The organism is Deinococcus koreensis (genome assembly GCF_002901445.1).
GTDB lineage: Bacteria > Deinococcota > Deinococci > Deinococcales > Deinococcaceae > Deinococcus > Deinococcus koreensis.
The window spans coordinates 298,224-320,082 of record NZ_PPPD01000001.1; the positions used below are offsets into that span (position 1 = coordinate 298,224).

The 21,859-nt window shown below is 70.0% G+C and carries 21 protein-coding genes; 13 read left to right on the forward strand and 8 right to left on the reverse strand.

The features are described from left to right. Window positions 1–12: 12 nt before the first annotated feature. Window positions 13–816: an ABC transporter permease gene (locus CVO96_RS01370; RefSeq protein ID WP_103309486.1), complete on the reverse strand. Its 804-nt coding sequence runs from the start codon at window positions 814–816 to the stop codon at window positions 13–15. Continuing rightward, entirely contained in the window at window positions 813–1,847 is a 1,035-nt protein-coding gene (locus tag CVO96_RS01375) for an ABC transporter ATP-binding protein (protein WP_103309488.1), read from the reverse strand. Before CVO96_RS01375 ends, CVO96_RS01370 begins: the two co-directional genes overlap by 4 nt. A gap of 304 nt (window positions 1,848–2,151) precedes the next feature. On the opposite strand from CVO96_RS01375, the gene clpS reads away from it, so the two are divergent. The 6 genes from clpS (at window position 2,152) to CVO96_RS01405 (ending at window position 9,070) form a co-directional block, all read left to right on the forward strand. Continuing rightward, entirely contained in the window at window positions 2,152–2,484 is a 333-nt protein-coding gene (clpS, locus tag CVO96_RS01380; RefSeq protein ID WP_103309490.1) for an ATP-dependent Clp protease adapter ClpS, read from the forward strand. Window positions 2,485–2,530: 46 nt separating this feature from the next. After that, window positions 2,531–4,750 (forward strand): AAA family ATPase, encoded by a 2,220-nt coding sequence (locus CVO96_RS01385; protein WP_103309492.1) that lies wholly within the window; start codon window positions 2,531–2,533, stop codon window positions 4,748–4,750. Between the two features lie 102 nt (window positions 4,751–4,852). After that, complete coding sequence (locus tag CVO96_RS01390) at window positions 4,853–5,596, forward strand: hypothetical protein (protein WP_103309494.1); 744 nt, start codon at window positions 4,853–4,855, stop codon at window positions 5,594–5,596. A gap of 200 nt (window positions 5,597–5,796) precedes the next feature. Further along, entirely contained in the window at window positions 5,797–6,141 is a 345-nt protein-coding gene (yidD, locus tag CVO96_RS01395) for a membrane protein insertion efficiency factor YidD (protein ID WP_103309496.1), read from the forward strand. Between the two features lie 77 nt (window positions 6,142–6,218). Beyond that, window positions 6,219–7,352 carry an LCP family protein gene (locus tag CVO96_RS01400; RefSeq protein WP_103309498.1) on the forward strand — a complete coding sequence of 378 codons (1,134 nt, stop codon included), beginning with the start codon at window positions 6,219–6,221 and terminating at the stop codon, window positions 7,350–7,352. Window positions 7,353–7,447: 95 nt separating this feature from the next. Continuing rightward, a complete protein-coding gene (locus tag CVO96_RS01405; protein ID WP_103309500.1) occupies window positions 7,448–9,070 on the forward strand; it encodes an alpha-amylase family glycosyl hydrolase in 1,623 nt (540 codons plus the stop codon). A gap of 65 nt (window positions 9,071–9,135) precedes the next feature. Here CVO96_RS01405 and CVO96_RS01410 read toward each other — a convergent pair whose 3' ends face one another. Further along, window positions 9,136–9,888 carry a serine/threonine-protein kinase gene (locus CVO96_RS01410; protein ID WP_103309502.1) on the reverse strand — a complete coding sequence of 251 codons (753 nt, stop codon included), beginning with the start codon at window positions 9,886–9,888 and terminating at the stop codon, window positions 9,136–9,138. A 140-nt stretch (window positions 9,889–10,028) separates the two neighbouring features. Here CVO96_RS01410 and CVO96_RS01415 point away from each other — a divergent pair, with 140 nt between their 5' ends. Then, complete coding sequence (locus CVO96_RS01415; RefSeq protein WP_103309504.1) at window positions 10,029–10,886, forward strand: patatin-like phospholipase family protein; 858 nt, start codon at window positions 10,029–10,031, stop codon at window positions 10,884–10,886. A gap of 130 nt (window positions 10,887–11,016) precedes the next feature. Further along, a complete protein-coding gene (lepB, locus tag CVO96_RS01420; RefSeq protein WP_165795168.1) occupies window positions 11,017–11,796 on the forward strand; it encodes a signal peptidase I in 780 nt (259 codons plus the stop codon). A gap of 326 nt (window positions 11,797–12,122) precedes the next feature. On the opposite strand, the gene CVO96_RS01425 is transcribed toward lepB, so the two are convergent. The 3 genes from CVO96_RS01425 to CVO96_RS01435 form a co-directional block, all read right to left on the reverse strand. Beyond that, a complete protein-coding gene (locus CVO96_RS01425) occupies window positions 12,123–12,449 on the reverse strand; it encodes a DUF503 domain-containing protein (protein WP_103309506.1) in 327 nt (108 codons plus the stop codon). A gap of 2 nt (window positions 12,450–12,451) precedes the next feature. After that, window positions 12,452–12,676 (reverse strand): heavy-metal-associated domain-containing protein, encoded by a 225-nt coding sequence (locus CVO96_RS01430; protein WP_103309508.1) that lies wholly within the window; start codon window positions 12,674–12,676, stop codon window positions 12,452–12,454. 65 nt (window positions 12,677–12,741) lie between these two features. Continuing rightward, window positions 12,742–13,239 carry a DUF1999 domain-containing protein gene (locus CVO96_RS01435; protein WP_103309510.1) on the reverse strand — a complete coding sequence of 166 codons (498 nt, stop codon included), beginning with the start codon at window positions 13,237–13,239 and terminating at the stop codon, window positions 12,742–12,744. Window positions 13,240–13,738: 499 nt separating this feature from the next. Between CVO96_RS01435 and CVO96_RS01440 the strand changes: the two genes are divergently transcribed. Continuing rightward, window positions 13,739–15,451 (forward strand): long-chain-fatty-acid--CoA ligase, encoded by a 1,713-nt coding sequence (locus tag CVO96_RS01440; RefSeq protein WP_103309513.1) that lies wholly within the window; start codon window positions 13,739–13,741, stop codon window positions 15,449–15,451. Window positions 15,452–15,726: 275 nt separating this feature from the next. On the opposite strand, the gene tsaD is transcribed toward CVO96_RS01440, so the two are convergent. Further along, a complete protein-coding gene (gene tsaD / locus CVO96_RS01445; RefSeq protein ID WP_103309516.1) occupies window positions 15,727–16,749 on the reverse strand; it encodes a tRNA (adenosine(37)-N6)-threonylcarbamoyltransferase complex transferase subunit TsaD in 1,023 nt (340 codons plus the stop codon). A 65-nt stretch (window positions 16,750–16,814) separates the two neighbouring features. On the opposite strand from tsaD, the gene mnmC2 reads away from it, so the two are divergent. From mnmC2 to CVO96_RS01460, 3 genes are read left to right on the forward strand one after another with little or no spacing between them, the layout of a single operon-like run. Beyond that, a complete protein-coding gene (gene mnmC2, locus CVO96_RS01450; protein WP_103309519.1) occupies window positions 16,815–17,498 on the forward strand; it encodes a tRNA (5-methylaminomethyl-2-thiouridine)(34)-methyltransferase MnmC2 in 684 nt (227 codons plus the stop codon). Further along, a complete protein-coding gene (locus CVO96_RS01455) occupies window positions 17,495–18,508 on the forward strand; it encodes an NAD(P)/FAD-dependent oxidoreductase (RefSeq protein WP_243398113.1) in 1,014 nt (337 codons plus the stop codon). The genes mnmC2 and CVO96_RS01455 overlap by 4 nt, the downstream gene beginning before the upstream one ends. Before the next feature lie 17 nt (window positions 18,509–18,525). Further along, a complete protein-coding gene (locus tag CVO96_RS01460; RefSeq protein ID WP_103309524.1) occupies window positions 18,526–19,524 on the forward strand; it encodes an isocitrate/isopropylmalate dehydrogenase family protein in 999 nt (332 codons plus the stop codon). A gap of 84 nt (window positions 19,525–19,608) precedes the next feature. Here the strand turns inward: CVO96_RS01460 and CVO96_RS01465 are convergent, their stop codons facing one another. Beyond that, window positions 19,609–20,928 carry a S41 family peptidase gene (locus CVO96_RS01465; protein WP_243398114.1) on the reverse strand — a complete coding sequence of 440 codons (1,320 nt, stop codon included), beginning with the start codon at window positions 20,926–20,928 and terminating at the stop codon, window positions 19,609–19,611. A gap of 180 nt (window positions 20,929–21,108) precedes the next feature. Between CVO96_RS01465 and ftsE the strand changes: the two genes are divergently transcribed. Continuing rightward, window positions 21,109–21,792: a cell division ATP-binding protein FtsE gene (gene ftsE / locus CVO96_RS01470; RefSeq protein ID WP_243398425.1), complete on the forward strand. Its 684-nt coding sequence runs from the start codon at window positions 21,109–21,111 to the stop codon at window positions 21,790–21,792. Window positions 21,793–21,859: the final 67 nt, after the last annotated feature.

A 21,859-nucleotide genomic window follows, 5' to 3' on the forward strand; every position in this document is an offset into this window, starting at 1 on the left:
CATCACCGCCCCTCACGCCCCCACCGCCCCGTATTTCCGCAGGCCCGAGCGCCAGACAAGCAAGCGCAGGCACCAGAAGACGACCAGCCAGCCCAGCATCACCAGGGCGCCCTGCCCAGCCTGGGCCAGCGTGGCCTTGCCGGCCAGGAGCTGCGCGGGCAGGCCCAGCATGTAGGGAAAGGGCGTCCAGACGGCAATGCGCTGCACCCACTCCGGGTAGAAGGCCAGAGGCGCGAACATGCCGCCCAGCGCGGCGTAGACCAGCCAGACGATCTCCTGGAACGAGGTGCTGCTCTCCGTCCAGAAGGCCAGCAGGCCAATGGTGTACTCCCACAGGAAGCGGGCGCTGAAGCCCAGCACGCACAGGCCCAGGGTGACCGGGTAGGCCCACCACTCGCCCGTGAAGCGCGCCCCGGACAGCCACGCGAACAGCGCGACCAGCCCCAGCATGGGCACAAACCGCACGAAGCGCTCGGAGACGTGGCCCAGGTAGTGCTGCCACATCGGATCGAGGGGCCGCAGCAGCTTGGGCGAGAGCAGCCCCTGGCGGATCTCGAAGTCCAGTTCCCAGGCGACCCACACGACCAGCAGTTGCGACACCAGCCAGGTCGAGAGGAAATAGGTGGCGAAATCGGCGGAGGTGTACCCCCGGATCTGGCCGCCCGGCGCGGCGGCGGCCTGGGCCATCCAGACCAGCATCATCACCAGCGACAGGGTGCCCGAGAGCATCCAGATCACGACCTCGGCGCGGTACTCGGCCATCAGGGCGAACTGGGCACCGAACAGCACGCGCACCTTGTTCCAGGCGGCGGTCATGCCGGGGCCGCCTCAGGCGCTGGCACGGTATCCGTTCTGTCAGACCGGCCGAACAGTTCCGCCATCACGGCCTCGATGGGCGGGTCTTCCACAGTCAGGTCGGCCACCTCGAAGTCGGCGAGCAGTCTCGCGGCGCGCGGGCTGACCTCGGCGCGCGGCACGTTCAGCTCGGCGCTCAGGCCGTCGCTGGAGACCAGTTGCCCGTAGCCCGCGAGCTGCGCGGCGCCCACCGGCTGCCGGAACTGCAGCTTGATGGTCTTGCCGCCGCTCCCCTGCTCGGCCAGCCGCGCCAGATCGCCGTCGAAGACCAGTTCGCCCTTGTCGATCACCAGGATGCGCTCGGCCAGCGCGGTCACGTCGGCCATGTAGTGGCTGGTCAGGATCACGGTCGCTCCGTAGCGGCGATTGTAGTCGCGCACGAACTCGCGCACGGCCTCCTGCATGTTCACGTCCAGGCCGATGGTCGGCTCGTCCAGGAAGAGCACGCGCGGGCGGTGCAGCAGGGCGGCCGCCAGTTCGCACTTCATGCGCTCGCCCAGCGAGAGCTTGCGCACCTGCTTTTTCAGGATGCCCTCCAGCGAGAGCACCTCCGTGAACTCGCGCATGGTCGCCTGATACTCGGCCTCCGGGATCTCGTAGATGGCCTGATTGACCAGAAAGGAATCCAGCGCGGGCAGATCCCACATCAGCTGCTGCTTCTGGCCCATTACCAGCGTGATCCGTTTCAGGAAGGCTGCCTCGCGCCGCCGGGGCTCGAAGCCGCCGACCTGGGCCGTGCCCCCCGAGGGATGCAGCAGGCCCGAGAGCATCTTGAGGGTGGTGGTCTTTCCCGCCCCGTTCGGCCCCAGGAAGCCCACGACCTCGCCAGGGGCCAGATCGAAGGACACGCCTTTCACGGCCTCCACATAGGTGGTCTTGCGGTTCACGAAGGCCTTCACGCTGCCCAGCAGGCCCGGCTCCTTCTCGTGGACGGCGTACTGCTTCCTGAGGTCGCGGACGTGGACGGCGGCGTCCGGGAGGGAGGTGGTCATGGTGCTCCCAGGGTACGCCAGGGGCGGATCGGCTGCTCTCAGATAGGCCAGTTGACGTAATGGGTGAAGACGGCATGTGGAGCAGTGGCGACACGCACAGGCCCGTGTCGCACCAGCCTGAGGACTGCCCAGGTCATTGTCCGGTGAGGTCAGAAGCCTGTTGAGCCGCGACGCCAACGCCTTGTTCGGAGTCTGGCGACCGGCGCTGCAGGGCACCGACGGAGCAGCAAAGTCGGCACCGGCCCCGCGCCTGACCCCACCCCCTGCCACCTTCTGCCCTGCCCCTGCCCGCTAGACTCGCTTCATGACGGGCCGCACTCCTTCCCACCCCGGCGGCGAGACCGGCACCCAGACCCTGGAACGCACGGCGACCGCCCGGCCACGCCTCTTCCGGGTGCTTCTGCTCAACGACGACTACACCCCCATGGACTTCGTGGTCATGGTGCTCGCGCGCTATTTCCGCAAGTCGGAGCAGGCGGCGCACATGATCATGCTGGCCGTGCACCACAAGGGCCAGGGCGTGGCCGGCATCTACCCGCGCGACGTGGCCGAGACCAAGGTCGCGCAGGTCACGGCGCACGCCCGCAGCGAGGGCCATCCTCTGATGGTGGTGGCGCAGCCGGAGCCGGGCGAATGACGCTCCAGGCCAGCCCCCCACCACGCCTCTCCAGGGAGTCCCAGACATGATCGGCGAACACCTTCAGATCACCATCGGCCGGGCGGCGGACTACGCCCGCGAGGCCGGCCACGAATACGTGACCCAGGAGCACCTGCTGCTGGCCCTGACCCACGACCCCGAAGCGCGCGAGGCGCTGCTGGCGCTGGGGGTGAACGTCGAGAGGTTACGCGAACTGCTGGAGGCCGAACTGGACGTGCTGGAGGTCGTGGAGGACGCCGAACCAGACTTCACCCTGGGCGTCCACCGGGTCGTGCAGGGCGCGGTGCTGCAGCTGCACGCCAGCGGCAAGGGCAGCCAGCAGGCCGACGGCGCCCGGGTGCTGGTGGAACTGCTGGAGGAAGACGACAGCGCCGCCCGCGCCGCTCTGGAAGCGCAGGGGGTGACCCGGCTGGACGTGCTGAATTACGTGTCGCATGGCGTGGCGAAGGTGGACAGCCGCAGCCGGGAACGGCGCGTGGCGGGCGTGGATGGCCCGGCGCCCGACGAGAACGCGGCGCCGGAACCCAGCCCGCTGGAGGCGTATACCACCGACCTGACCGCCCAGGCCCGCGCCGGGGCCTTCGACCCGGTGATCGGCCGCGAGACCGAGCTGGAGCGCACGGTGCACATCCTGGCGCGGCGCGGCAAGAACAACCCCGTGCTGGTGGGCGAGCCCGGCGTGGGCAAGACCGCCCTGGCCGAGGGGCTGGCCCAGCGCGTGGCCGACGGCCGGGCGCCGGGATTCCTGAAGGGCGCGAGCGTCTACGCCCTCGACCTGGGGGCGCTGCTGGCGGGCACCCGCTTCCGGGGCGACTTCGAGCAGCGCCTGAGGGGCGTGCTGGCCGAGCTGGACGGACAGAACGCCGTGCTGTTCATCGACGAGCTGCATACCCTGGTCGGCGCCGGGGCCACCGAGGGCGGCTCGGTGGACGCCGCGAACCTGCTCAAGCCGGCGCTGGCCCGGGGAAAACTGCGGGTACTGGGAGCCACGACCCCGGCCGAGCTGCGCCATCTGGAAAAAGACCGCGCCCTGTGGCGCCGCTTCCAGACGGTCGAGGTGCCCGAGCCCTCGGAGGAGGACGCTCTGGCGATCCTGCGCGGGCTGGCGGGGCATTACGCCAGTCACCACGGCGTCACGTACACGGACGCGGCGCTGGAGGCGGCGGTCAGCCTGTCGGCGCGCTACCTGCGCGACCGCTTCCTGCCGGACAAGGCCATCGACGTGCTGGACGAAGCGGGCGCGGCTCGCAGTTCGGCCGGCAAGAAGGGAGAGATCGCCGTGCCCGACATCGAGGCCACCGTGGCCCGCATGGCCCGCGTGCCGGTGGGCGCCGTGAAGGCCGAGGAAGTCACGTCCCTGGCGACGCTGGAGGCCGACCTGCGGGCGCGGGTCTTCGGGCAGGACGTGGCGGTGGACGCGGTGGCGAGCGCCGTGAAACTGGCCCGCGCGGGGCTGCGCGATCCCCAGAAGCCCCAGGGCATGTTCCTCTTCGCCGGCCCCACGGGCGTTGGCAAGACCGAACTGGCCCGCGCGCTGGCCGACCGCCTGGGCATCGCGCTCACCCGCTTCGACATGAGCGAGTATCAGGAGCCGCACACGGTCGCCCGGCTGATCGGGGCGCCCCCTGGCTATGTGGGCTTCGACCAGGGCGGCCTGCTGACCGACGCGGTGGCGAAGAGCCCGCACGCGGTGCTGCTGCTCGACGAGATCGAGAAGGCGCACCCGGACGTGTACAACATCTTCCTGCAGCTCATGGATCATGGAACCCTGACCGACCACGCGGGCAAGAAGGTGGACGGGCGGGGGCTGATCCTGGTCTTCACGACCAATGCGGGCGCCGCCGACGCCAGCCGCCCCGCGCTGGGCTTCTCGCGGGTGGGCCGCGCGGGCGAGGCCGCCGAGGCCGTGAAACGCACCTTCACCCCCGAGTTCCGCAACCGCCTGGACGCCGTGATCGAGTTCAGCGCCCTCTCGCGCGAGGTCATGGCGGGCGTGGTGGACAAGTTCCTTCGCGAGTTGGGCGCGCAACTGGCCGGGAAGAACGTGACCCTGCAGGTCACCCCCGCCGCCCGGGCGAAACTAGCCGAGCTGGGCTACGACCCGGCGATGGGTGCGCGCCCGCTCGCCCGCGTGATCGAGGAGCGGATCAAGCGCCCGCTGGCCGACCAGCTCCTGTTCGGGGCTTTACAAACCGGTGGACAGATCACGGTGGACGTTCACGAAGAGGGCTTCCAGCTGACGTGAAGGTATGGCCCTGTTAAGCCCGCCTTCACACGGCGGGCGGGTGAAGTGGGGTTTGGAGTCTGCTCACAAGGCTGTGGGGGGGCAGCGACAACAATCACAGGCATGAAAAACACCCTGTTGATCGCACTGACCGCCGCCCTGCTCGCCTCCTGCGCCCCCAAGTCCGACAACAGTGGGACGACCGGCACGACTTCCACCGATTCGACCGCAACCGGAACCACCGACACGTCGGGTACGACCGGCAGCACGGACACCACGGGCAGCACGTCGACCGACACCACGGGAACGGCTGACACCAGCGGTACGGACTCCAGCAGCACGGACACGACGGGCACCGATACCACGGGCACCAGCTCGACGGGCACAGATTCGACGGGCACAGATTCGACGAGTACGGACTCGATGGGCACGGGTTCGACGGGCACCGACTCGACCGCCACGGGGACGGCTGGCACCAGTTCGACGGATACTGGCACGACGGGCACCGGGACGGCGGGCACTGGCACGGACACCAGCGGCACCTCGGGCAGCGCTTCGGGCACCACGGGAGCCGCAGGCAGCACCTCCTCGACCACCGGGAGCGACTCCACCACGGGCGGCATGGACATGGGGGCTGGCCAGACCATGACCGGCTCGGTGAGCAACTTTGACAGCAGCGCCCGCACCTTCACGCTGGACGCCAACGGCCAGAAGTACAACGTGAGCGTGGAAGACGCCACGACCTTCGAGGGCAGCGCGACCAACGCCCAGGACTTCTTCGGTAGCGGCCGCGACAGCGCCAACGTCGAGATCCAGGGGACGATGACGGGCCAGGACGTGGTGGCCAGCAGGATCAAGCTGAACTGAGCCTCTTGCAAAAGCGTTCGTGAGGTGCGGCAGGCTGGGGCAGAGGCTCCAGCCTGCCGCGTTCGTCGGCACCCACTTCCGCAGGCAGGACGACGCGCCCGGCACGGAGGGCCATCGGTATTCATCTGACCCGCGGCCGCATGGACGGGGCTGAAGGATCGGAGAATGGCGGCTCAGGAACCGCGCCCGTAGGCTGGGGCATGAACCGATTCGATGCGTTGGTCGTGAGGGCCATCGGCCGCTATCAGCGATCCCTGTCGCCTCACAAGGGATTTCGCTGCGCGCACGCCGCGCTTCACGGCGGCCCGAGCTGCTCGGCGCAGGTGGCGCGGATCGTCCGGCAGCAGGGGCTGGTCGGGGGGCGCCGGGCGGTGGCCGACCAGTTCCGGGCCTGCCGCGCCGCCCACCGCACGCTGTGGGAGCAGGCGCGGTTCGCCGCACCGGGAGGGGGCTCGCCCCTGGCGTTCGGGTCGGCCCCAGGCGGCCCGCGGGTGCGGGGCGTGTGCTGTTGCGGGCCGCTGCCCATCCCCTTCCGCTGCGGCTGAGCGCCCTGCCCGGCAGGACTGCCCCCCTCATCCGAAGGGATCATGACGGGGCGCGGATTGCCCGGTATGCTCACAGCGTGCGTTTTCTTGTCATCGTGGCGGTGCTGCTGGCCGGGCTGGTCGCTGTCCTCTCTCCGGCCGTTCCCTTCCTAAGCCGCTACGGCGCCCTTCCCCGCACCCCGGATCGCCCGGTGACCGTGCTGCTGGCCGGCGTGACCCCCGAATACGACGAGAACGCGCCCGTCTGGCCCTATCCGGCCAAGCCCGAGGCCTTCAACTACATCACCGACACCATCGTGCTGGCGCAGATCCAGCCGGACGGCCGCGCCAACCTGATGAGCATCCCGCGCGACACCTGGCTGAACATTCCGGGCTGGGGCTGGGGCAAGATCAACGGCGCGAACCGCCACGGCGGCCCCGACATGCTGGTCTCGGCCGTGCAGAGCCTGACCGGCGTGAAGGTGGACGCCTACGCGCTGCTCTCGTTGTACGCCGTGCGCGCCCTGACCGACGCGGCCGGCGGCGTGACCCTGACCGTGCCCCAGCGCCTGAAGTACGACGACAACGCTGGCAAGCTGCACATCGACCTGCAGCCGGGCCGCCAGCACCTGGACGGCGTGCGGGCCGAGGGCTTCCTGCGCTTTCGCAAGGACAACCTGGGCGATATCGGGCGCGTGGCCCGCCAGCAGCTCTTCCTGGGCGCCCTGATCGGGCAGGTCAGGAATCCGCTGAATGTCTGGAGACTGCCCATGATGGTCAGCGCGGTCGACCGCAACATGAAGTCGAACCTCGGCCGCGACACGGTGGGCGCCATGCTGGGCGCGGCGCTGCGCGGCCCGAAGCTCACCATGCACACGGTGCCCGGCACCTTCGGGGGTGGCGGCACCTGGGTGCCGGATCGGGCGGCCCTAGGCGCCCTGGTGGCGAAGGACTTCCGCGATCCCAACGATCCCCACAGCCTGCGCGTGGCCGTCGTGAACCTGGACGCCCCGGACGGCAGCGCTCGGCGCCTGCAGACCCGCCTGAGCGCCCTGGGCTACCGCAGCGTGACCATCGCCAGCGAGCCGCGCGGCCCGGCCCCCACCACGGTCTCGGGCTCGCTGGCCGGGCGGGTGCGGCAGGACGTGGGCCATGGTCAGGTCAGCGCGGCGCCGGGGATTCCGGGCGCCGACGTGACGATCCGGCTGGGCTCGGACACGCCGGCCAACTGAGCAAGGCCCCGGACTCCAGCGGCTCGCCCGGGCCGCCCGACCCCGTCTGGTCTGAATCGATTCAGTTCCGGCCCCATTCCTGCTAGGCTGCCGCCATGACGCAGCGGGCATCCCTGGCAGGCGAACTCAAGTGGTGGCAGAGCGGGATCATCTACCAGATCTATCCCCGCTCCTTTCAGGACAGTGGCGACGACGGCGTGGGCGACCTGCGCGGCATCACCGCCCGCCTGCCCTACGTGGCCAGCCTGGGGGTGGGAGCGGTCTGGCTCTCCCCCATCTTCACCAGCCCCATGCGGGACTTCGGCTACGACGTGGCCGACTACTGCGACATCGACCCGTTGTTCGGCACGCTCGCGGATTTCGACGCGCTGGTGCAGGAGGCGCACCGGCTGGGCCTGAAGGTGATGCTGGACTACGTGCCCAACCACACTTCCAGCGACCACGAGTGGTTTCAGGAGGCGCTGCAGGGATCACACAGCGCGAGACGCGACTGGTACGTGTGGCGTGATGGGGCGCCCGGTGGCGGGCCGCCCAACAACTGGATCTCCTTCTTCGGCGGCCCGGCCTGGACGCTCGACCCGGCCAGCGGGCAGTACTACCTGCACCAGTTCCTACCCAGCCAGCCGGATCTGAACTGGCGGAACCCGGCCGTGCGCGCCGCGATGGCGGAGGTGCTGCGTTTCTGGATGCGCCGGGGCGTGGACGGCTTCCGGGTGGACGTGATCTGGCTGCTGGCCGAGGACGAGCGCTTTCTCGACGAGCCCGTGAACCCCGCCTGGACGCCGGGCACGGTGGAACACGCCCGGCTGGAACACGTCTACACCCAGGATCAGCCCGAGACCCACGCCTATGTCCGCGAGCTGCGCGCCGTGCTGGACGAGTTCGACGACTGCATGATGGTGGGCGAGATCTACCTGCCGCTGGAGAAGCTGCTCCCCTACGCCGGCACGCCGGAGGCGCCGATGGTGCACCTGCCCTTCAACTTCCACCTGATCCTGCTGCCCTGGCAGGCCGGGGTCGTGCGGGCCTTCGCCGACGAGTACGACGCGGCCTGCCGGGCGAACGGCTCCTGGCCCAACTGGGTGCTGGGCAACCACGACCAGCACCGCTTCAAATCGCGCGTGGGCGCCGCGCAGTACTGCGTGGCCCAGACCTTGCTGCTGACCCTGCGCGGCACGCCCACCGTGTACTACGGCGACGAGATCGGCCTGCAGAACGTGCCGATCCCCCCGGAGCGCATGGTCGACCCGGCGGGCCTCCAGCAGCCCGACGTGCCCGCCGCCAGCCGCGACCCCGAGCGCACGCCGATGCACTGGGACGCCTCGCCCAATGCCGGCTTCACCCCGCCGGGGGTCACGCCCTGGCTGCCGGTGGACGAGAACTATGCTGCCCTGAACGTGCAGGCGCAGGACACCGATCCGCAGAGCGACCTGAACTACTTCCGCGCCCTGAGCCGCCTGAGGCGCGAGCATCCGGCCCTGGTCGCGGGGGGCTACCGCAGCCTGGAGACCAGTTCGGCCGAGGTGTTCGCCTTCCGCCGGGAGGTCGGCGGCGAGACCCTGAGCATCCTGCTGAACTTCGGGGCTGGAACGCACGATCTGGACGCGCCTGAACTGGCGGCGTTGCGCGGCGGCCAGACCCTGCTGAGCAGCCTGAACGACCAGCCCGGCGCCCACGACCCCCTGCGGCCCAACGAGGCCCGGATCGTGCGGCACTGAGCCCAAGCACAGAGGCGCAGGGTCGACCGGTGCCTGCGTCCCGACTGCCGGGAAACGGAAGCCGCTCAGTACGGGAGGCCGGTCAGGCGCAGGAGTTCCTTCCTGGCCTGGAGGGCACTCTCTGGGCGGTCGCCCGGGTCGGGGCGGGTGAGGGCGAGGTGCAGGGTGGACAGGGGATCGGTGCTGCCGCCCAGCGTCTCGCCGGGTTCGGGCAGGGCGCCGTAGATGCCCCAGCCCAGCAGGACGCCCACGCCGTAGAGGTCGCTGGCGGGGCCCAGCGGGTCACCGCGCGCCGCTTCGGGGCTCTGGAAGGCGGCGGTGCCGAAGCGGGTGGGGGCGTCGAAGGTCTCCTGGGCCGGGCCGGACAGGTCGAAATCCACCAGTTTGGCGCTGCCGTCGCTCTCCACGATGATGTTCTCGGGTTTGATGTCGCGGTGCACCAGCCCCTGCCCGTGCATGTAGCCCAGCGCGTCGAGCAGGTGGGCCATGGTGAGCAGGAAGGCGCGGCGGTCGTGGTGCGCGGCGGGGCGCTGGGCGTAGCGCTGGAAGAGCACCTCGCCGCGGGCCAGGGTGGCGATCAGGGCGGGCTGGTCGTTCACCTGGGCGCGGCCCAGCATCCGGCCCAGTCGGGGGTGGTGCAGGTTGTTGGCGTGCTCGTATTCGCGGTCGGCGAAACTGGACAGGTGGGGTGGAAAAATTTTCACGGCGCAGGGCTGACCCTCACGGGTCACGGCGAAATACACGAGGCTGTGAGAACCGCGTCCGACCGGACGAACCAGCCGGATCCCGTCTCCCACCACCTGTCCTGCGAGCGGCACTCCCCCAACCTATCCCACCAGCGGCGATCCCGGCTAGCTCATCTGCTGCAAATGAACCTCAACATACAGTTGGCGATGGGGGGCCCTGGCCCCTCCTCCCCCGCTCTGAACCGGGTGCAAGGGGCCACTACACTGGTTCCATGACAGGCACGGAGAGGGCGGGATTTGGCCTGGTGCTGGGTGGCGGGGGGGCGCGCGGGCTGGCCCATATCGGGGTCTGGAAGGTGCTGGAAGACGCCCATCTGCGCCCGGGCGTGGTGGCGGGCACCAGCATGGGCGCCCTGATCGGCGCCTTCATTGCGGCCGGCTACCGGGGCGACGACCTCGAACGGCTCGCCGCGCAGGTGTCGTGGCGGCGGCTGCTGGACTGGCGGCCGGGCGGCAGCCTGCTGCGGGTGTCGGCACTGGAGGCCTGGCTCGCCCAGCACCTGCCGCCCACCTTCGAGGAACTGCCCATTCCCCTGGCAGTCACGGCCACCGACATGCTGACCGGCCGGGCGGTCTACCTCTCGCGCGGCGACCTGTATACGGCCCTGCGCGCCACCACCGCCTATCCGGGCGCCCTGGAGCCGGTGCCCCTGCGCGACATGCTGCTGGCCGACGGCGGCATCCTCAACCAGCTGCCGGTGGACGCCGCGCTGTTCCTGGGCGCCAAGCGGGTGGTCGCGGTGGATGTCACGGCGCCCGGCGCCCTGGAACTGCACGAGCGCCGGGTGCTGCTGTGGCGGCGGGGCACCAGCCTGGGGCCGGTGCAGGCCCTGCGCCGCGCGGTGGAGGTCATGCAGGCCCAGCTCACCGACGCCCGCCTGAGCCTCTACCGGCCCGACGTGCTGCTGCGCCCGGTGCTGGGCGACCTCGACCTGATGAGTTTCCACCGCCGGGCTCAGGCCGTGCAGGCGGGCATCGACGCCACCCTGAGCGAACTGCCCCAGCTGCGGGCGCTGGGCCTGATGGGCGTGGAGCCCCCGGCCCTGAGCCCCGGCACGCCGTCCGGCTGAGCGCCCCAGGGGGCCAGGGCCACCGCGGGCGCCGACCTCCCCCGCCGGGCGCGCCGCGCCGTTCTGACCCCCATCATGCCCATCCCAGCGATCAATGGCGAATGGCACGATCCGCTATCCTGCGCGTTGCATGACGAGACTCAACAAGCCCGCTCCCACGACCTTGCAGAAACTCTGGAAGGAACTCCTTGAACCCATAGTGTTCGCGGTCGTGATCACCCAGTTCGTCGCGACACTGGTCGGCGTGGACGGCGTGAGTATGATGCCCAACCTGCGAGACCGCGAGCGCGTGTTCGTGCCCAAATACGAGACCTGGCTGCACAAGGCCGGGGTGGGTGAATTCAGCCGGGGCGACATCCTGATCTTCAAGCCCCCGCGTGAGGCCTCCGCCAAGATCGCCAACCTGAACAAGAGTGCGCTGGGCCTGTACACCTACCGGCCCTTCCTGATCAAGCGGCTGATCGGGCTGCCGGGCGACCGGATCCGGATCGAGGCCGGCGAGGTCTTCGTCAACGGAGTGAAGCTCGATTCCTCGTGGACGACCGATTTCTGGCGCGAGCAGGGCTGCTGGGACTCGCAGAGCCCGCTGGCAACCCAGGCCACCTCCAACCAGGCCGGCGTGATGCCCGACCAGGCCGAGATCACCGTGCCGCCGGGCAGGTATTTCGTGATGGGCGACAACCGCACCCAGAGCGGGTCGGAGGACTCACGGCTGTTCGGGCCGGTGGCGCGCCGCGACGTGGCGGGCCGGGCCGCTGCCGTGGTGTGGCCGATCATGCGCAAGACCAACGCCAAGTACGACTGCGCCGCCGACCGCGTGGCCGAGCTGAGCGGCCCCAACGTCCTGAACTGGCGGACACTCGGCCGCCCCGAGGGCTTCCAGACCCTGAAAACGGCGCTGAACAGGTAGGCGGGAATGAAGTCAGGCGGCGCCTCATTCACGGGGCGCCGCCTGCTCTGTTGCTTGGGAACCGTGAATTCGTCGTTCAGGCCCGGCCAGTGGAGGGGCCGGAGCGAAAGGGGGACGCCCGTGGGCCAGACTGCCGCTCCACTCACCGTGGAACTTCAGATCGCCCCACTCCGGATCAGAGCGACGTGGCCTGATACCGATCTCGAAGATGCCCGGTATGAAACGGACATCTTCCGAGCGGGGCGAGGGCGACCCCCGATGGGTTCCGGGAAGTGGAAGTACACCTGGCGCGCTCCCAGGCGTGACGGATATGAACAGAAGCCGTCTCAGTCCTGGTCGTCCTCATCCTCGCTGCCGCCCAGCACGGTGATCTCGGTGTGCTCACTGGCGACCCGGTACGGCCCCTCGCGGGCGATGTAATCGGCGGCCATCCTCAGGGTTTCCTCGACCCAGCCGTAATCGTTGCTGAGGGTGGCGACCCCGATGACCTCCCAGTCATGGGCGTCCAGGCCGTCCAGGCGGGCCACGGTCAGGGGGTAGCGGGCTTTCAGACGCTCGACCACCGGCCGCACCAGCGCACGTTTCTCCTTCAGGTTGCTGACCCACGGCATCTCCAGCCGCACGGTCAGGATTCCCACATAGCCCAGAGCCACGCCTAGAGCATTCCGGCCAGGAAGCCCTGGGCCCGGACGGCCCGCACGAGATCCATCACGGTAAGCTGGGTGGCGTCGTAGTAGACCTCGATCTGGCCGTCGTCGGGAATAGCGCGCTGAACACCGTCGAGGCTGGTCAGGACGGCCGCGACCCTGGGGCCAGCCTCCCTGGTCATGCCGCGCACGCCCAGCAGCACGCGGGTGGCGGAACTCGTCATGCCGCCCATTATGGCGGGCTCCCCGGAGGATGCAAGCCGGGCAGCGTCCCAGAGCCGGGTCTCTTCTTCACGCTTTACCCCTTATCCGGCAGCTCTCCCAGGCGGCTGCCGGGGGCGGTCTGGGTGCGGCTGCCCAGGTGGCACACCCCGTAGGCCCCCAGCACCCGGGTGCCCTCAGCCTGGGCGACGGCGTGCAGCGCCGGGCTCACGGGAAAATGCACCTCGTAGACGGCCGTGTCGTAGGCGCTCTTGATCACCGCCTGGAACAGACCCTCCGGCGTGCCGGCCGGGGCGTCCGGGGTCTGGCTGAGCGTGCGGATCAGCACCGTGGGACGGTCGCCCTGCCAGACCGCCTGGGCCAGCACGAAGCCCTGCAGCGTTCCCCCCTGGTCGGCCACGAAGGAGTGTTCGCTGCGCTCGTAGAACTTCAGGGCGGCCGGGCTGGTGTGCAGCCGGCCCTCCCGCTCGCGCTCCGGAAGGGTGTCGTAGGCCGGGTCGGCGGCGCGCTGGAGGCGCAGATCCAGGGCCTGCAGGGCGGCGTAGTCGGCTTCGCCGAAGGTGCGGTAACGCATGGGCGAAGGCTAGCAGGACGGACGCAGGCACCGGGCTCCCCACCCTGATCACGCCTCCCTGGTGGGCCGAGCTTCCATGTGGCGATCTCCGGTGCGCCGTGCTGAAGTGCCATGATCTCGTGGCCCTCCGCTCGCCCGGTCGCGATTGGCCCGGTCGCGTATGGCCCGGTCTCGTCTGAGCCAATGTCGTGTGGGCCGGTCTCGCCGGGGTCGGTCTCGTTTGGGCCGGCCTGATCCGGCACGCTCGCCCGGCAGCCGGACGCGGTCTTGAGCCCCGGCCCGGTCACGATCCTGAAAGGCGAGAGATGTCACCCTCTGGGTGAACCGGTCTCGCAGACTGGTGTCTTTATCCTTATGATGAACTTATACCGGGTTCATTTTCGTACCAGGTTCAATCCGTTCCGAACCTCACCCCTGTTCCGTCCCCGAGCGTCTGCTCACCCTGCTGCCCCCTGCCGTTCTGACCGGCCGCGCCGCCGGCCGCCCCAAGAGGAGAGCCATGACTCAGCCGCCCCTTCCCCGACCCTGGCTCCAGCACTACGAGCGTGGTGTGCCACACGACTTCAGCCCCAGTGGGCGCACCCTGCCCCAGCTGCTCGAGGAGGCGGCTGCCCAGTATCCGGAGCGGGTGGCGCTGAGCTTCCTTGGCGCCACGACCACCTATCGCGCCCTGCTCGACGACGCCCGGCGGTTGGCCAACGCGCTGCGGAAGATGGGTGTGCAGCCCGGCGACCGGGTGTCCATCATGCTGCCCAACTGCCCCCAGTTCGTGGTCAGCTTCTACGGCGCCCTGATGGCCGGCGCGACCGTGGTGAACACCAGTCCGATGTACACCCCGCACGAGCTGCAGCACCAGCTGGCCGACTCGGGCAGTGAGACGCTGATCATGCTCGACGCCTTTTATCCGCGCTACGAGCAGATCCGCGACTCCGTGCCGGTCAGGCGCGTGCTGGTCACGGGGATTCAGGACGCGCTGCCCTTTCCCAAGAACGTGCTGTACCCGGTCAAGGCCCGCCGCGAGGGCCGCTGGGTGCAGGTGAAGATCGAGGGCCAGACCCTGCCGCTGCGGGCCGTGCTGCGCTCGCAGGCGCCGGCCGCACCGGACGCCACGGTCAGCCCGGACGACGTGGCCCTGCTGCAGTACACCGGCGGCACCACCGGCGTGCCCAAGGGTGCCATGCTCACCCACCGCAACCTGGTCGCCAACTGCGAGCAGGCCCGGGCCTGGATGACCGATCTGCGCGGCGGCCAGGAGGTCACGCTGGCGGCCATTCCCTTCTTCCACGTCTACGGCATGACGGTCGCCATGAACCTGAGCGTCCTGATCGGGGCGACCATCGCGCTGGTGCCCAATCCCCGCGACATCAAGATGGTGCTGGGCGAGATCAGCCGCAGCGGCGCCACGCTGTTCCCCGGCGTCCCGACGCTGTACAACGCCATCAACAACCATCCGGACACGCCCAGACACAACCTCACCTCGATCCGCGCCTGTATCAGCGGGAGCGCGCCCCTGCTGCTGGAGACCGCCCGCCGCTTCCGCGAGATCACCCACGGCGCGAATCTGGTCGAGGGCTACGGCCTGACCGAGGCCAGCCCGATCACCCACACCAACCCGATCTTCGGTGAGCAGAAGGTCGGCAGCATCGGCCTGCCCATGCCCGGCGTGGACGCCATCGTGGTCGACGAGCAGGGGCAGACCGTGGCGCCCGGCGAGGTGGGCGAGCTGTGGGTGGCCGGGCCGATGGTCATGAAGGGCTACTGGGGCCGCCCCGACGAGACGGCCCAGACCCTGGCCCAGGCCCACGGGCTGACCTGGCTGAAGACCGGCGACATGGCCGTGATGGACGAGGGCGGCTTCTTCCGGATCGTCGACCGCAAGAAAGACCTCATCATCGCCGGCGGCTTCAACATCTACCCGCGCGAGGTCGAGGAAGTGCTGATGATGCACCCCGCCGTGCTGGAAGCCGCCGCCGTGGGCGTTCCCGACGAGTACCGGGGCGAGAGCGTGCACGCGGTTGTGGCCCTCAAGCCCGGCCAGCAGGTCAGCGACAAGGAACTCATGGCCCACTGCCGCACCGAACTCAGCCCCTACAAGGTGCCGCGCTCGGTCGAATTCCGCGACGAACTGCCCAAGACGGCCGCCATGAAGATCCTGCGCCGCCAGCTGGCCCAGGATGCTCGGGAGCGCCTGCAGAAGTCGAAAAGCGCCTGAAGAAGGCAGGAGTCGGAGGGTCGCGCCGGGGTTCCCGGTCCGCGGCCCTCCGACTCATGGCTGGTTGCCGGATGGTCTGGCCCGGTGGTGGCAGGGCCACCTCGCCTGACGGATTCCACCAGGTTCACGAACACTCGGCACGGCTCCGGGTGTTCGTCCATCGCCCTTCAATCCAATGGGTCTCCCGCCCTGATCCGCAGCTCTACGAGTGCTGTTGATCGGAAGGAATCCCAAGCAGACGGGAAGGGGTGGGAGTCCCTTCGAGCCCCCTCCGCTCAGGCGGTGGCGAGCGGCGCGTAGGCCACGGCGCCCTCGCTGAGTGAACTGGCGGCGCGCCCCTCGTGCAGGGCCGCCGCGCCCGCCAGGGCGATCATGGCGCCGTTGTCGGTGTTCAGCCCCCTGCCGGGAAACACCACGCGCAGTCCCGTGGCCTGGAAGGCGGCGCGCAGGGCGGCGTTCGCAGCCACTCCACCGGAGACCACGACCGTCGCGCGCCCGGTGGCCTCGGCGGCGCGCAGGGTCGTGTTCACCAGGGTTCGCACGGCCATCTGCTGGAAGCTGGCGGCCAGATCCTCGGGCGCGGCACCGGCGCGGTGGGCCAGCAGGGCGGCGGTTTTCAAGCCGCTGAAGCTGAAGTCGAAGCCCTTCTGGCCCTGCAGCGGCACCTTGAAGGCCACCGCGTCCGGGTCACCGCGCGTCGCCGCCTCGCTGATGGCCGGGCCACCGGGATAGCCCAGGCCCGCCAGTCGGGCGACCTTGTCGAAGGCCTCGCCCGCCGCGTCGTCCTTCGTGGCGCCGACCAGCACGTACTCGCCGCTCCGGGGCACATCGAAGAGGTGGGTGTGGCCGCCCGAGACCACCAGCGCCAGGTAGGGGGCGCGCAGCTCGGCCTCCGAGGCCGCCGCGAAGATGTGCCCCTCCAGGTGGTGCGCGGCGTAGAAGGGCACGTCCAGGGCCTGCGCCACCCCCTTGCCGTACATCAGGCCCACCAGCAGCGCGCCGACCAGTCCGGGGCCGGAGGTGGCCGCCACGGCGTCCAGGTCGCCCAGCGTGTGGCCGGCCTCGTCCAGCGCCTCGGCGGCGATCTGCGCGATGCGCTCCACGTGCTCGCGGCTCGCCAGCTCGGGCATCACGCCGCCGTACTGGGCATGCACCGTCTGCGACCAGATGCGGTTGGACCGCACCCGCACCGAGCCGTCCGGGGCCAGCTCGACCACGCCCACCCCGGTATCGTCGCAGGAGGTGTCGATGCCCAGCACCAGCCGGGGACGGATCACGGGGGCGACAGACTCGCTCATCGCCGCCCAGGGTAGCAGGGCTGACGGGACACGTCCGTGCCCCCAGTTCACTATGCTCGGGGCCTGTGGAAGACCTCTGCGCCACCATCCTGACCACGCCCGACGGCTCGCGCACCGCGCTCAGCCCCCGTTATGGCGAGGCCTACGGCTCCCGGCACGGCGCCGCCACCCAGGCCCGGCACGTCTTTCTGGAGGGCACCGGCACCCACGAACACCCCCACCCGCACGTGCTGGAGATCGGCTTCGGCCTCGGCGTGAACTTCCGCGCCACGCTCGCCGACGCGGCCCGGCGGGGCGTGGCGCTCGACTACCTGGCGTACGAGTTCGACCCCGCCCCGCTGGACGTGCTGGGCGAGGTGGCGGCCGGGGGCGAGGGGGCCGGGCACCAGGCCTGGGAGGCGCTGCTGACGGCGTGGCCGGAGAGGGCCGATCCGCACACGCCCCTGCGCGTCCAGGCCGAGGGCGTCGACCTGACCCTCCACTTCGCGGACGTGCTGACCAGCGAGCTGCCGCGCCAGTGGGCCTCGGCGGTGTATCTGGACGGCTTCTCCCCTACCCGCAACCCGGAGGTCTGGACGCCCGAGTTCACGGCGCGGCTGGCCGGTGCCCTGGCGCCGGGCGGCGTGCTGGGCACCTACAGCGCGGCGGGGCATGTGCGCCGCGCCCTGACGGCGGCCGGGCTGCAGGTCGAGCGGCGACCGGGGGCACCGGGCAAGCGCGAATGCCTGCGGGCCGTGCGGCCGACATGAAACCCCACGTCATCGTGATCGGCGGCGGGGTTGCGGGCGCCTCGGTCGCGTACTTCCTGGGGCGGGCGGGGCGGGCGGTCACGGTGGTCGACGCCGGGGTGGCGCCGGCCAGCCACGTGCCCTCGGCGCTGATCAACCCGGTGCGCGGGCAGGCGGGCCGGGTACCGGAGGGGGCCCTACAGGGCCTGGCGCTGACCTGGGCGCTGATCGAGGAGCTGGGCCAGCGAGGAATCCACGTTCCACACGGACGCGGCGGCGTCCTGCGACCGGTGCCCGACGAGGCCACGCGCCGGAAATTCGACCGCCACCGGCCGGACGGCCTGGAGGCGCACTGGCTCAGCCCAGAGGAGGCGCCGGTGTCCCTGGCGCCCGGCTGGCACGCGGCGCTCTTTCTGCCCCAGGGCGGCTGGCTGGACGGCGCGGCCTTCGTGGTCGGCCTGATCGCGGCGTCCGGGGCGAGGGTGGTTCAGGCGCGGGCCCAGCGCTGGGACGCCCGCACCGTCACGCTCGAGGGCGGAGACCTGCTGGACGCCGACGCGGTCGTCTTCTGCGGCGGCTCGGTGGGTTCGACCTGGGCGGGCGAGCGCGCCACCCACCGCATGGGCACGCTGCTCCAGCTGGATCGGGCGGTGACGGGGGTGCCGCTGAGTTTCGGGGCGTATCTGGCCCCGTCGGCCACGGGCGGCGTGCTGGGCGCCACCTTCGAGGCCCCGGCGCAGAGCTGGCAGCCCCCGGCCCTGCCGCTGGCCTCGCTGGGCTGGCTGCTGGGCAAGGGCGAGGCGCTGGCCGACCCCTGGGGCGTGCAGGTCACCGGGCGCTGGACGGGCTCGCGGCTCTCGGGCCTGAGCTGTGGGCGGAGCGAGGGCGGCGTGTGGCGCCTGAGCGGGCTGGGCAGCCAGGGCTTCCTGCTGGGCCCGCTGCTGGCGCGCGGGCTGGCCGGGGACATCGGGCGTCACGTTGCCGGTGACGGGGCGTCCCCTGCAGCCGGGCCCGCGCCCACGCACGGCTGAACTACACTGTTCCAGATATGGCGAACTACCGCATCTGTTTGATCGAGGGAGACGGCATCGGGCACGAGGTCATCCCCGCCACCCGCCGCGTGCTGGACGCCGCCGGCTTCGACGCCGAGTATGTCCACGCCGAGGCCGGCTATGAATACTTCCTGGATCACGGCACCTCGGTGCCCCAGGCCACCTACGACGCCGTGGAGAACACCCACGCCACGCTGTTCGGCGCGGCCACCAGCCCCACCGGCATCAAGCCGGCCGGCTTCTCCGGCGCGATCCGCCACCTGCGTCAGAAATATGCCCTGTACGCCAACGTGCGCCCCACCAAGACCCGCCCGGTGCCCGGCGCCTACGAGAACGTGGATCTGGTGATCGTGCGCGAGAACACCCAGGGCCTGTACGTGGAGCAGGAACGCCGCTACGGCGATGTGGCGATCGCCGACACGGTAATCACGAAGGACGCCAGCGACCGTATCGGCAAGTTCGCCGCCGACCTCGCCATGAAGCGCAGCAAGCGCCTGACCGTGGTGCACAAGGCCAACGTGCTCCCCGTGACGCAGGGGCTGTTCCTGAACACCATCCTCGATCACTGTAAGACCGTGGAAGGGCTCAACACCTCCACCATGATCGTGGACAACGCCGCCATGCAGCTGGTGCGCAACCCCCGTCAGTTCGACGTGCTGGTCATGACCAACATGTTCGGCGACATCCTGAGCGACCTGGCCGCCGGGCTGGTGGGCGGGCTGGGCATCGCCGCCAGTGGCAACGTGGGCGACAAGTTCGGCATCTTCGAATCGGTGCACGGCAGCGCCCCGGACATCGCCGGGCAGGGCGTCGCCAACCCCACCGCCTCCATCCTGGCCGCCGTGCTGATGCTCGACCACCTGGGCGACCACGCCACCGCCGGGCGCATCGACGCCGCCGTGAACAGGGTGCTCACTGAAGGCCCGCGCACCCGAGACCTGGGCGGCACGGCCGGCACCAAGGAATTCACGGACGCCGTGATCGCCGCGCTGTAAGGACGCACCCGAAACGCACGGCAAAGCGCGCGCCTCCCCGGTTCCGTGGGAAGCGCGCGCTCTGTGCGGGTCGGTCGTCCAGCGTTACTTCAGCAGCTCCAGCCCCTTCTTCAGGATGGCGTCGCCGTTCACGTCGAGCACGGCCTCACCCTGGGCGGCGCTGCGGCTGGGGCGCTTGGCCTCGGCGGCGTAGGTGAACTTGCCCTCCTTGTCGGCGGTCACGGTCACGGGCTTGCCGGCCACGGTCAGGGTGACCTTCTCGCCGGCCTTCAGGCCGCCGCCCGTGAAGTTCAGCGGCACGGTGTAGCGCGTGTCGGCGACCTTCACGTCGGGCGTGATGCCCTTCTTGTGGATCTCGCGATTCTTCGGGGTCAGCCAGGCAGAGTTCACGATGGCGACCTTGCCGCCGTCGGGCAGGTTGTCGATGGGAATCTGCGCCACGCCCTTGCCGAAGCTCTGCTCGCCCACGATCTGGGCGCGGGCGTTGTCCTGCAGGGCGCCGGCCACGACCTCGCTGGCGCTGGCGGAGTTCTTGTTGAGCAGCACGACCAGCTTGCCGGTGTAGTCGCTGGCCGCCGCCTTGGCCACGCCGTAGACCTCCCTCTTGCCGCTGCGGTCGCGCAGGCTGACGATCGGGCCCTGCTGCAGGAACTGATCGGCCACGTCCACCCCGGCGTTGAGCAGGCCGCCGCCGTTGTCACGCATGTCCAGGATCAGCTTCTGCACGCCCTTCTTCTTCATGTCGGCCACGGCGGCGTTGAACTGCTGGCTGACCTTCTCGTTGTAGAAGGTGTTCAGCCCGATATAGCCGATGTTGCCCGGCAGCACGGTCGTTTCCACGGACACGATGGTGACCGGCTGACGCTGCATCTTCACGGCGTAGGGCTTACCGTCGCGGGCGAAGGTGATATTCACGGTGGTGCCCTTGGCGCCGCGCACCAGCCGCACGATCTCGTTGAGCTTCTTGCCGATCACGTCCTGATCGCCGATCTTCACGAACACGTCGCCGATCTGTACGCCGGCCGCCGAGGCCGAGCCGCCCCGGAACACGTTGTCCACCTTGCCGCCCGTGCCGTCGGCGTTGGCGGCGAGCAGCTGCACCCCGATCCCGAAGAACTCGCCGTTCAGGTTCTCGGCGTCGATGGCGGTGTCCTCGGGCTGGCTGTAATAGGTGAATTCGTCGTCCAGGCTGCCGATGGCGCCGTTAATCGCGCCGCGCAGCAGTTTCTCCTGATCGACCGGGTGCAGGTAGTAGCGGTTCAGATCCCCGATGACTTCCAGCAGGGTCTTGCCGGTGGGGGTGGCGCTCAGCTGGGTCTGGGTATAGGCCCCGAGCTGGGCGTAGGCGACAGCGGCGGTGGCCGCCGCGACGGTCAGGACTAAGGTCAGACGTTTCCCGTTCACCCGGTCAGGATAAAGCCGCCACGTGAGCGGGAATGGGGGCGGTATGACAGGGCGGATGAGAACGCCGGGCCCCAGGTCGGCACAGTCTTCATGGTTCAGTGGGGGGGCTGGGCTATGCTGGGCCACGAGCATGATCCAATCCCTGACTACACCGCGCCCACTGCTCAGACGGTGGCCCGCGTGATCGAATTCCGGCACGTGTCCCTGGAGTATCCCGTGACCCGCACCCTGGCCCTGGACGACCTCAACCTGCATATTGGCAAGGGGGAATTCGCCTATCTGGTCGGGCATTCCGGCGCGGGCAAGAGCAGTTTCATGAATCTGGTGCTCAAGCGCGCCCTGCCCAGTAAGGGCGAGGTGCGGGTGGCCGGCGAGTCGCTGACCCGCTACCGGGGCCGGCGCACCGCGCTGCTGCGCCGCCGCATGGGCACGGTGTTTCAGGAAAACCTGCTGCTGCCGCACCTGAACGCCTTCGACAACGTGGCCTTCACCCTGCGCGTGACCGGCGTGGCCCAGCGCGAGTGGGCCCAGCGCGTGACCCTGGCGCTGCGAACCGTGGGTCTGGAGCACAAGAAGTACGCCCTGCCGCTGCAGCTCTCGCAGGGCGAGCAGCAGCGCGTGGCGATCGCGCGGGCCATCGTCTCCGACCCGCCCCTGCTGCTGGCCGACGAGCCCACCGGCAACCTCGACCCGGACAACAGCCGCGAGGTCTTGAAGGTGCTGCAGAACGTGAACCTGCGCGGCACGACCGTGGTGGTCGCCACCCACGCCCGCGACCTCGTGGAGACCTACCGCCACCGCACCCTCACCCTGCGCAAGGGCCGCCTGGTGCGCGACGACCCGTACGGGGGGTACGCGCTGTGAGCGCGCCTCGCGCGCTGCGGATGGCAGAAGGCAGATGGCAGAAGGCCAGGCCTCTTTTTGCCATCTG

Coding starts and splice junctions, on each gene's coding strand:
- CVO96_RS01370 (WP_103309486.1), bottom strand. CDS start 816: ATGACCGCCGCCTGGAACAAGGTGCGCGTGCTGTTCGGTGCCCAGTTC.
- CVO96_RS01375 (WP_103309488.1), bottom strand. CDS start 1,847: ATGACCACCTCCCTCCCGGACGCCGCCGTCCACGTCCGCGACCTCAGG.
- clpS (WP_103309490.1), top strand. CDS start 2,152: ATGACGGGCCGCACTCCTTCCCACCCCGGCGGCGAGACCGGCACCCAG.
- CVO96_RS01385 (WP_103309492.1), top strand. CDS start 2,531: ATGATCGGCGAACACCTTCAGATCACCATCGGCCGGGCGGCGGACTAC.
- CVO96_RS01390 (WP_103309494.1), top strand. CDS start 4,853: ATGAAAAACACCCTGTTGATCGCACTGACCGCCGCCCTGCTCGCCTCC.
- yidD (WP_103309496.1), top strand. CDS start 5,797: ATGAACCGATTCGATGCGTTGGTCGTGAGGGCCATCGGCCGCTATCAG.
- CVO96_RS01405 (WP_103309500.1), top strand. CDS start 7,448: ATGACGCAGCGGGCATCCCTGGCAGGCGAACTCAAGTGGTGGCAGAGC.
- CVO96_RS01415 (WP_103309504.1), top strand. CDS start 10,029: ATGACAGGCACGGAGAGGGCGGGATTTGGCCTGGTGCTGGGTGGCGGG.
- lepB (WP_165795168.1), top strand. CDS start 11,017: ATGACGAGACTCAACAAGCCCGCTCCCACGACCTTGCAGAAACTCTGG.
- CVO96_RS01430 (WP_103309508.1), bottom strand. CDS start 12,676: ATGGGCGGCATGACGAGTTCCGCCACCCGCGTGCTGCTGGGCGTGCGC.
- CVO96_RS01435 (WP_103309510.1), bottom strand. CDS start 13,239: ATGCGTTACCGCACCTTCGGCGAAGCCGACTACGCCGCCCTGCAGGCC.
- CVO96_RS01440 (WP_103309513.1), top strand. CDS start 13,739: ATGACTCAGCCGCCCCTTCCCCGACCCTGGCTCCAGCACTACGAGCGT.
- tsaD (WP_103309516.1), bottom strand. CDS start 16,749: ATGAGCGAGTCTGTCGCCCCCGTGATCCGTCCCCGGCTGGTGCTGGGC.
- CVO96_RS01455 (WP_243398113.1), top strand. CDS start 17,495: ATGAAACCCCACGTCATCGTGATCGGCGGCGGGGTTGCGGGCGCCTCG.
- CVO96_RS01460 (WP_103309524.1), top strand. CDS start 18,526: ATGGCGAACTACCGCATCTGTTTGATCGAGGGAGACGGCATCGGGCAC.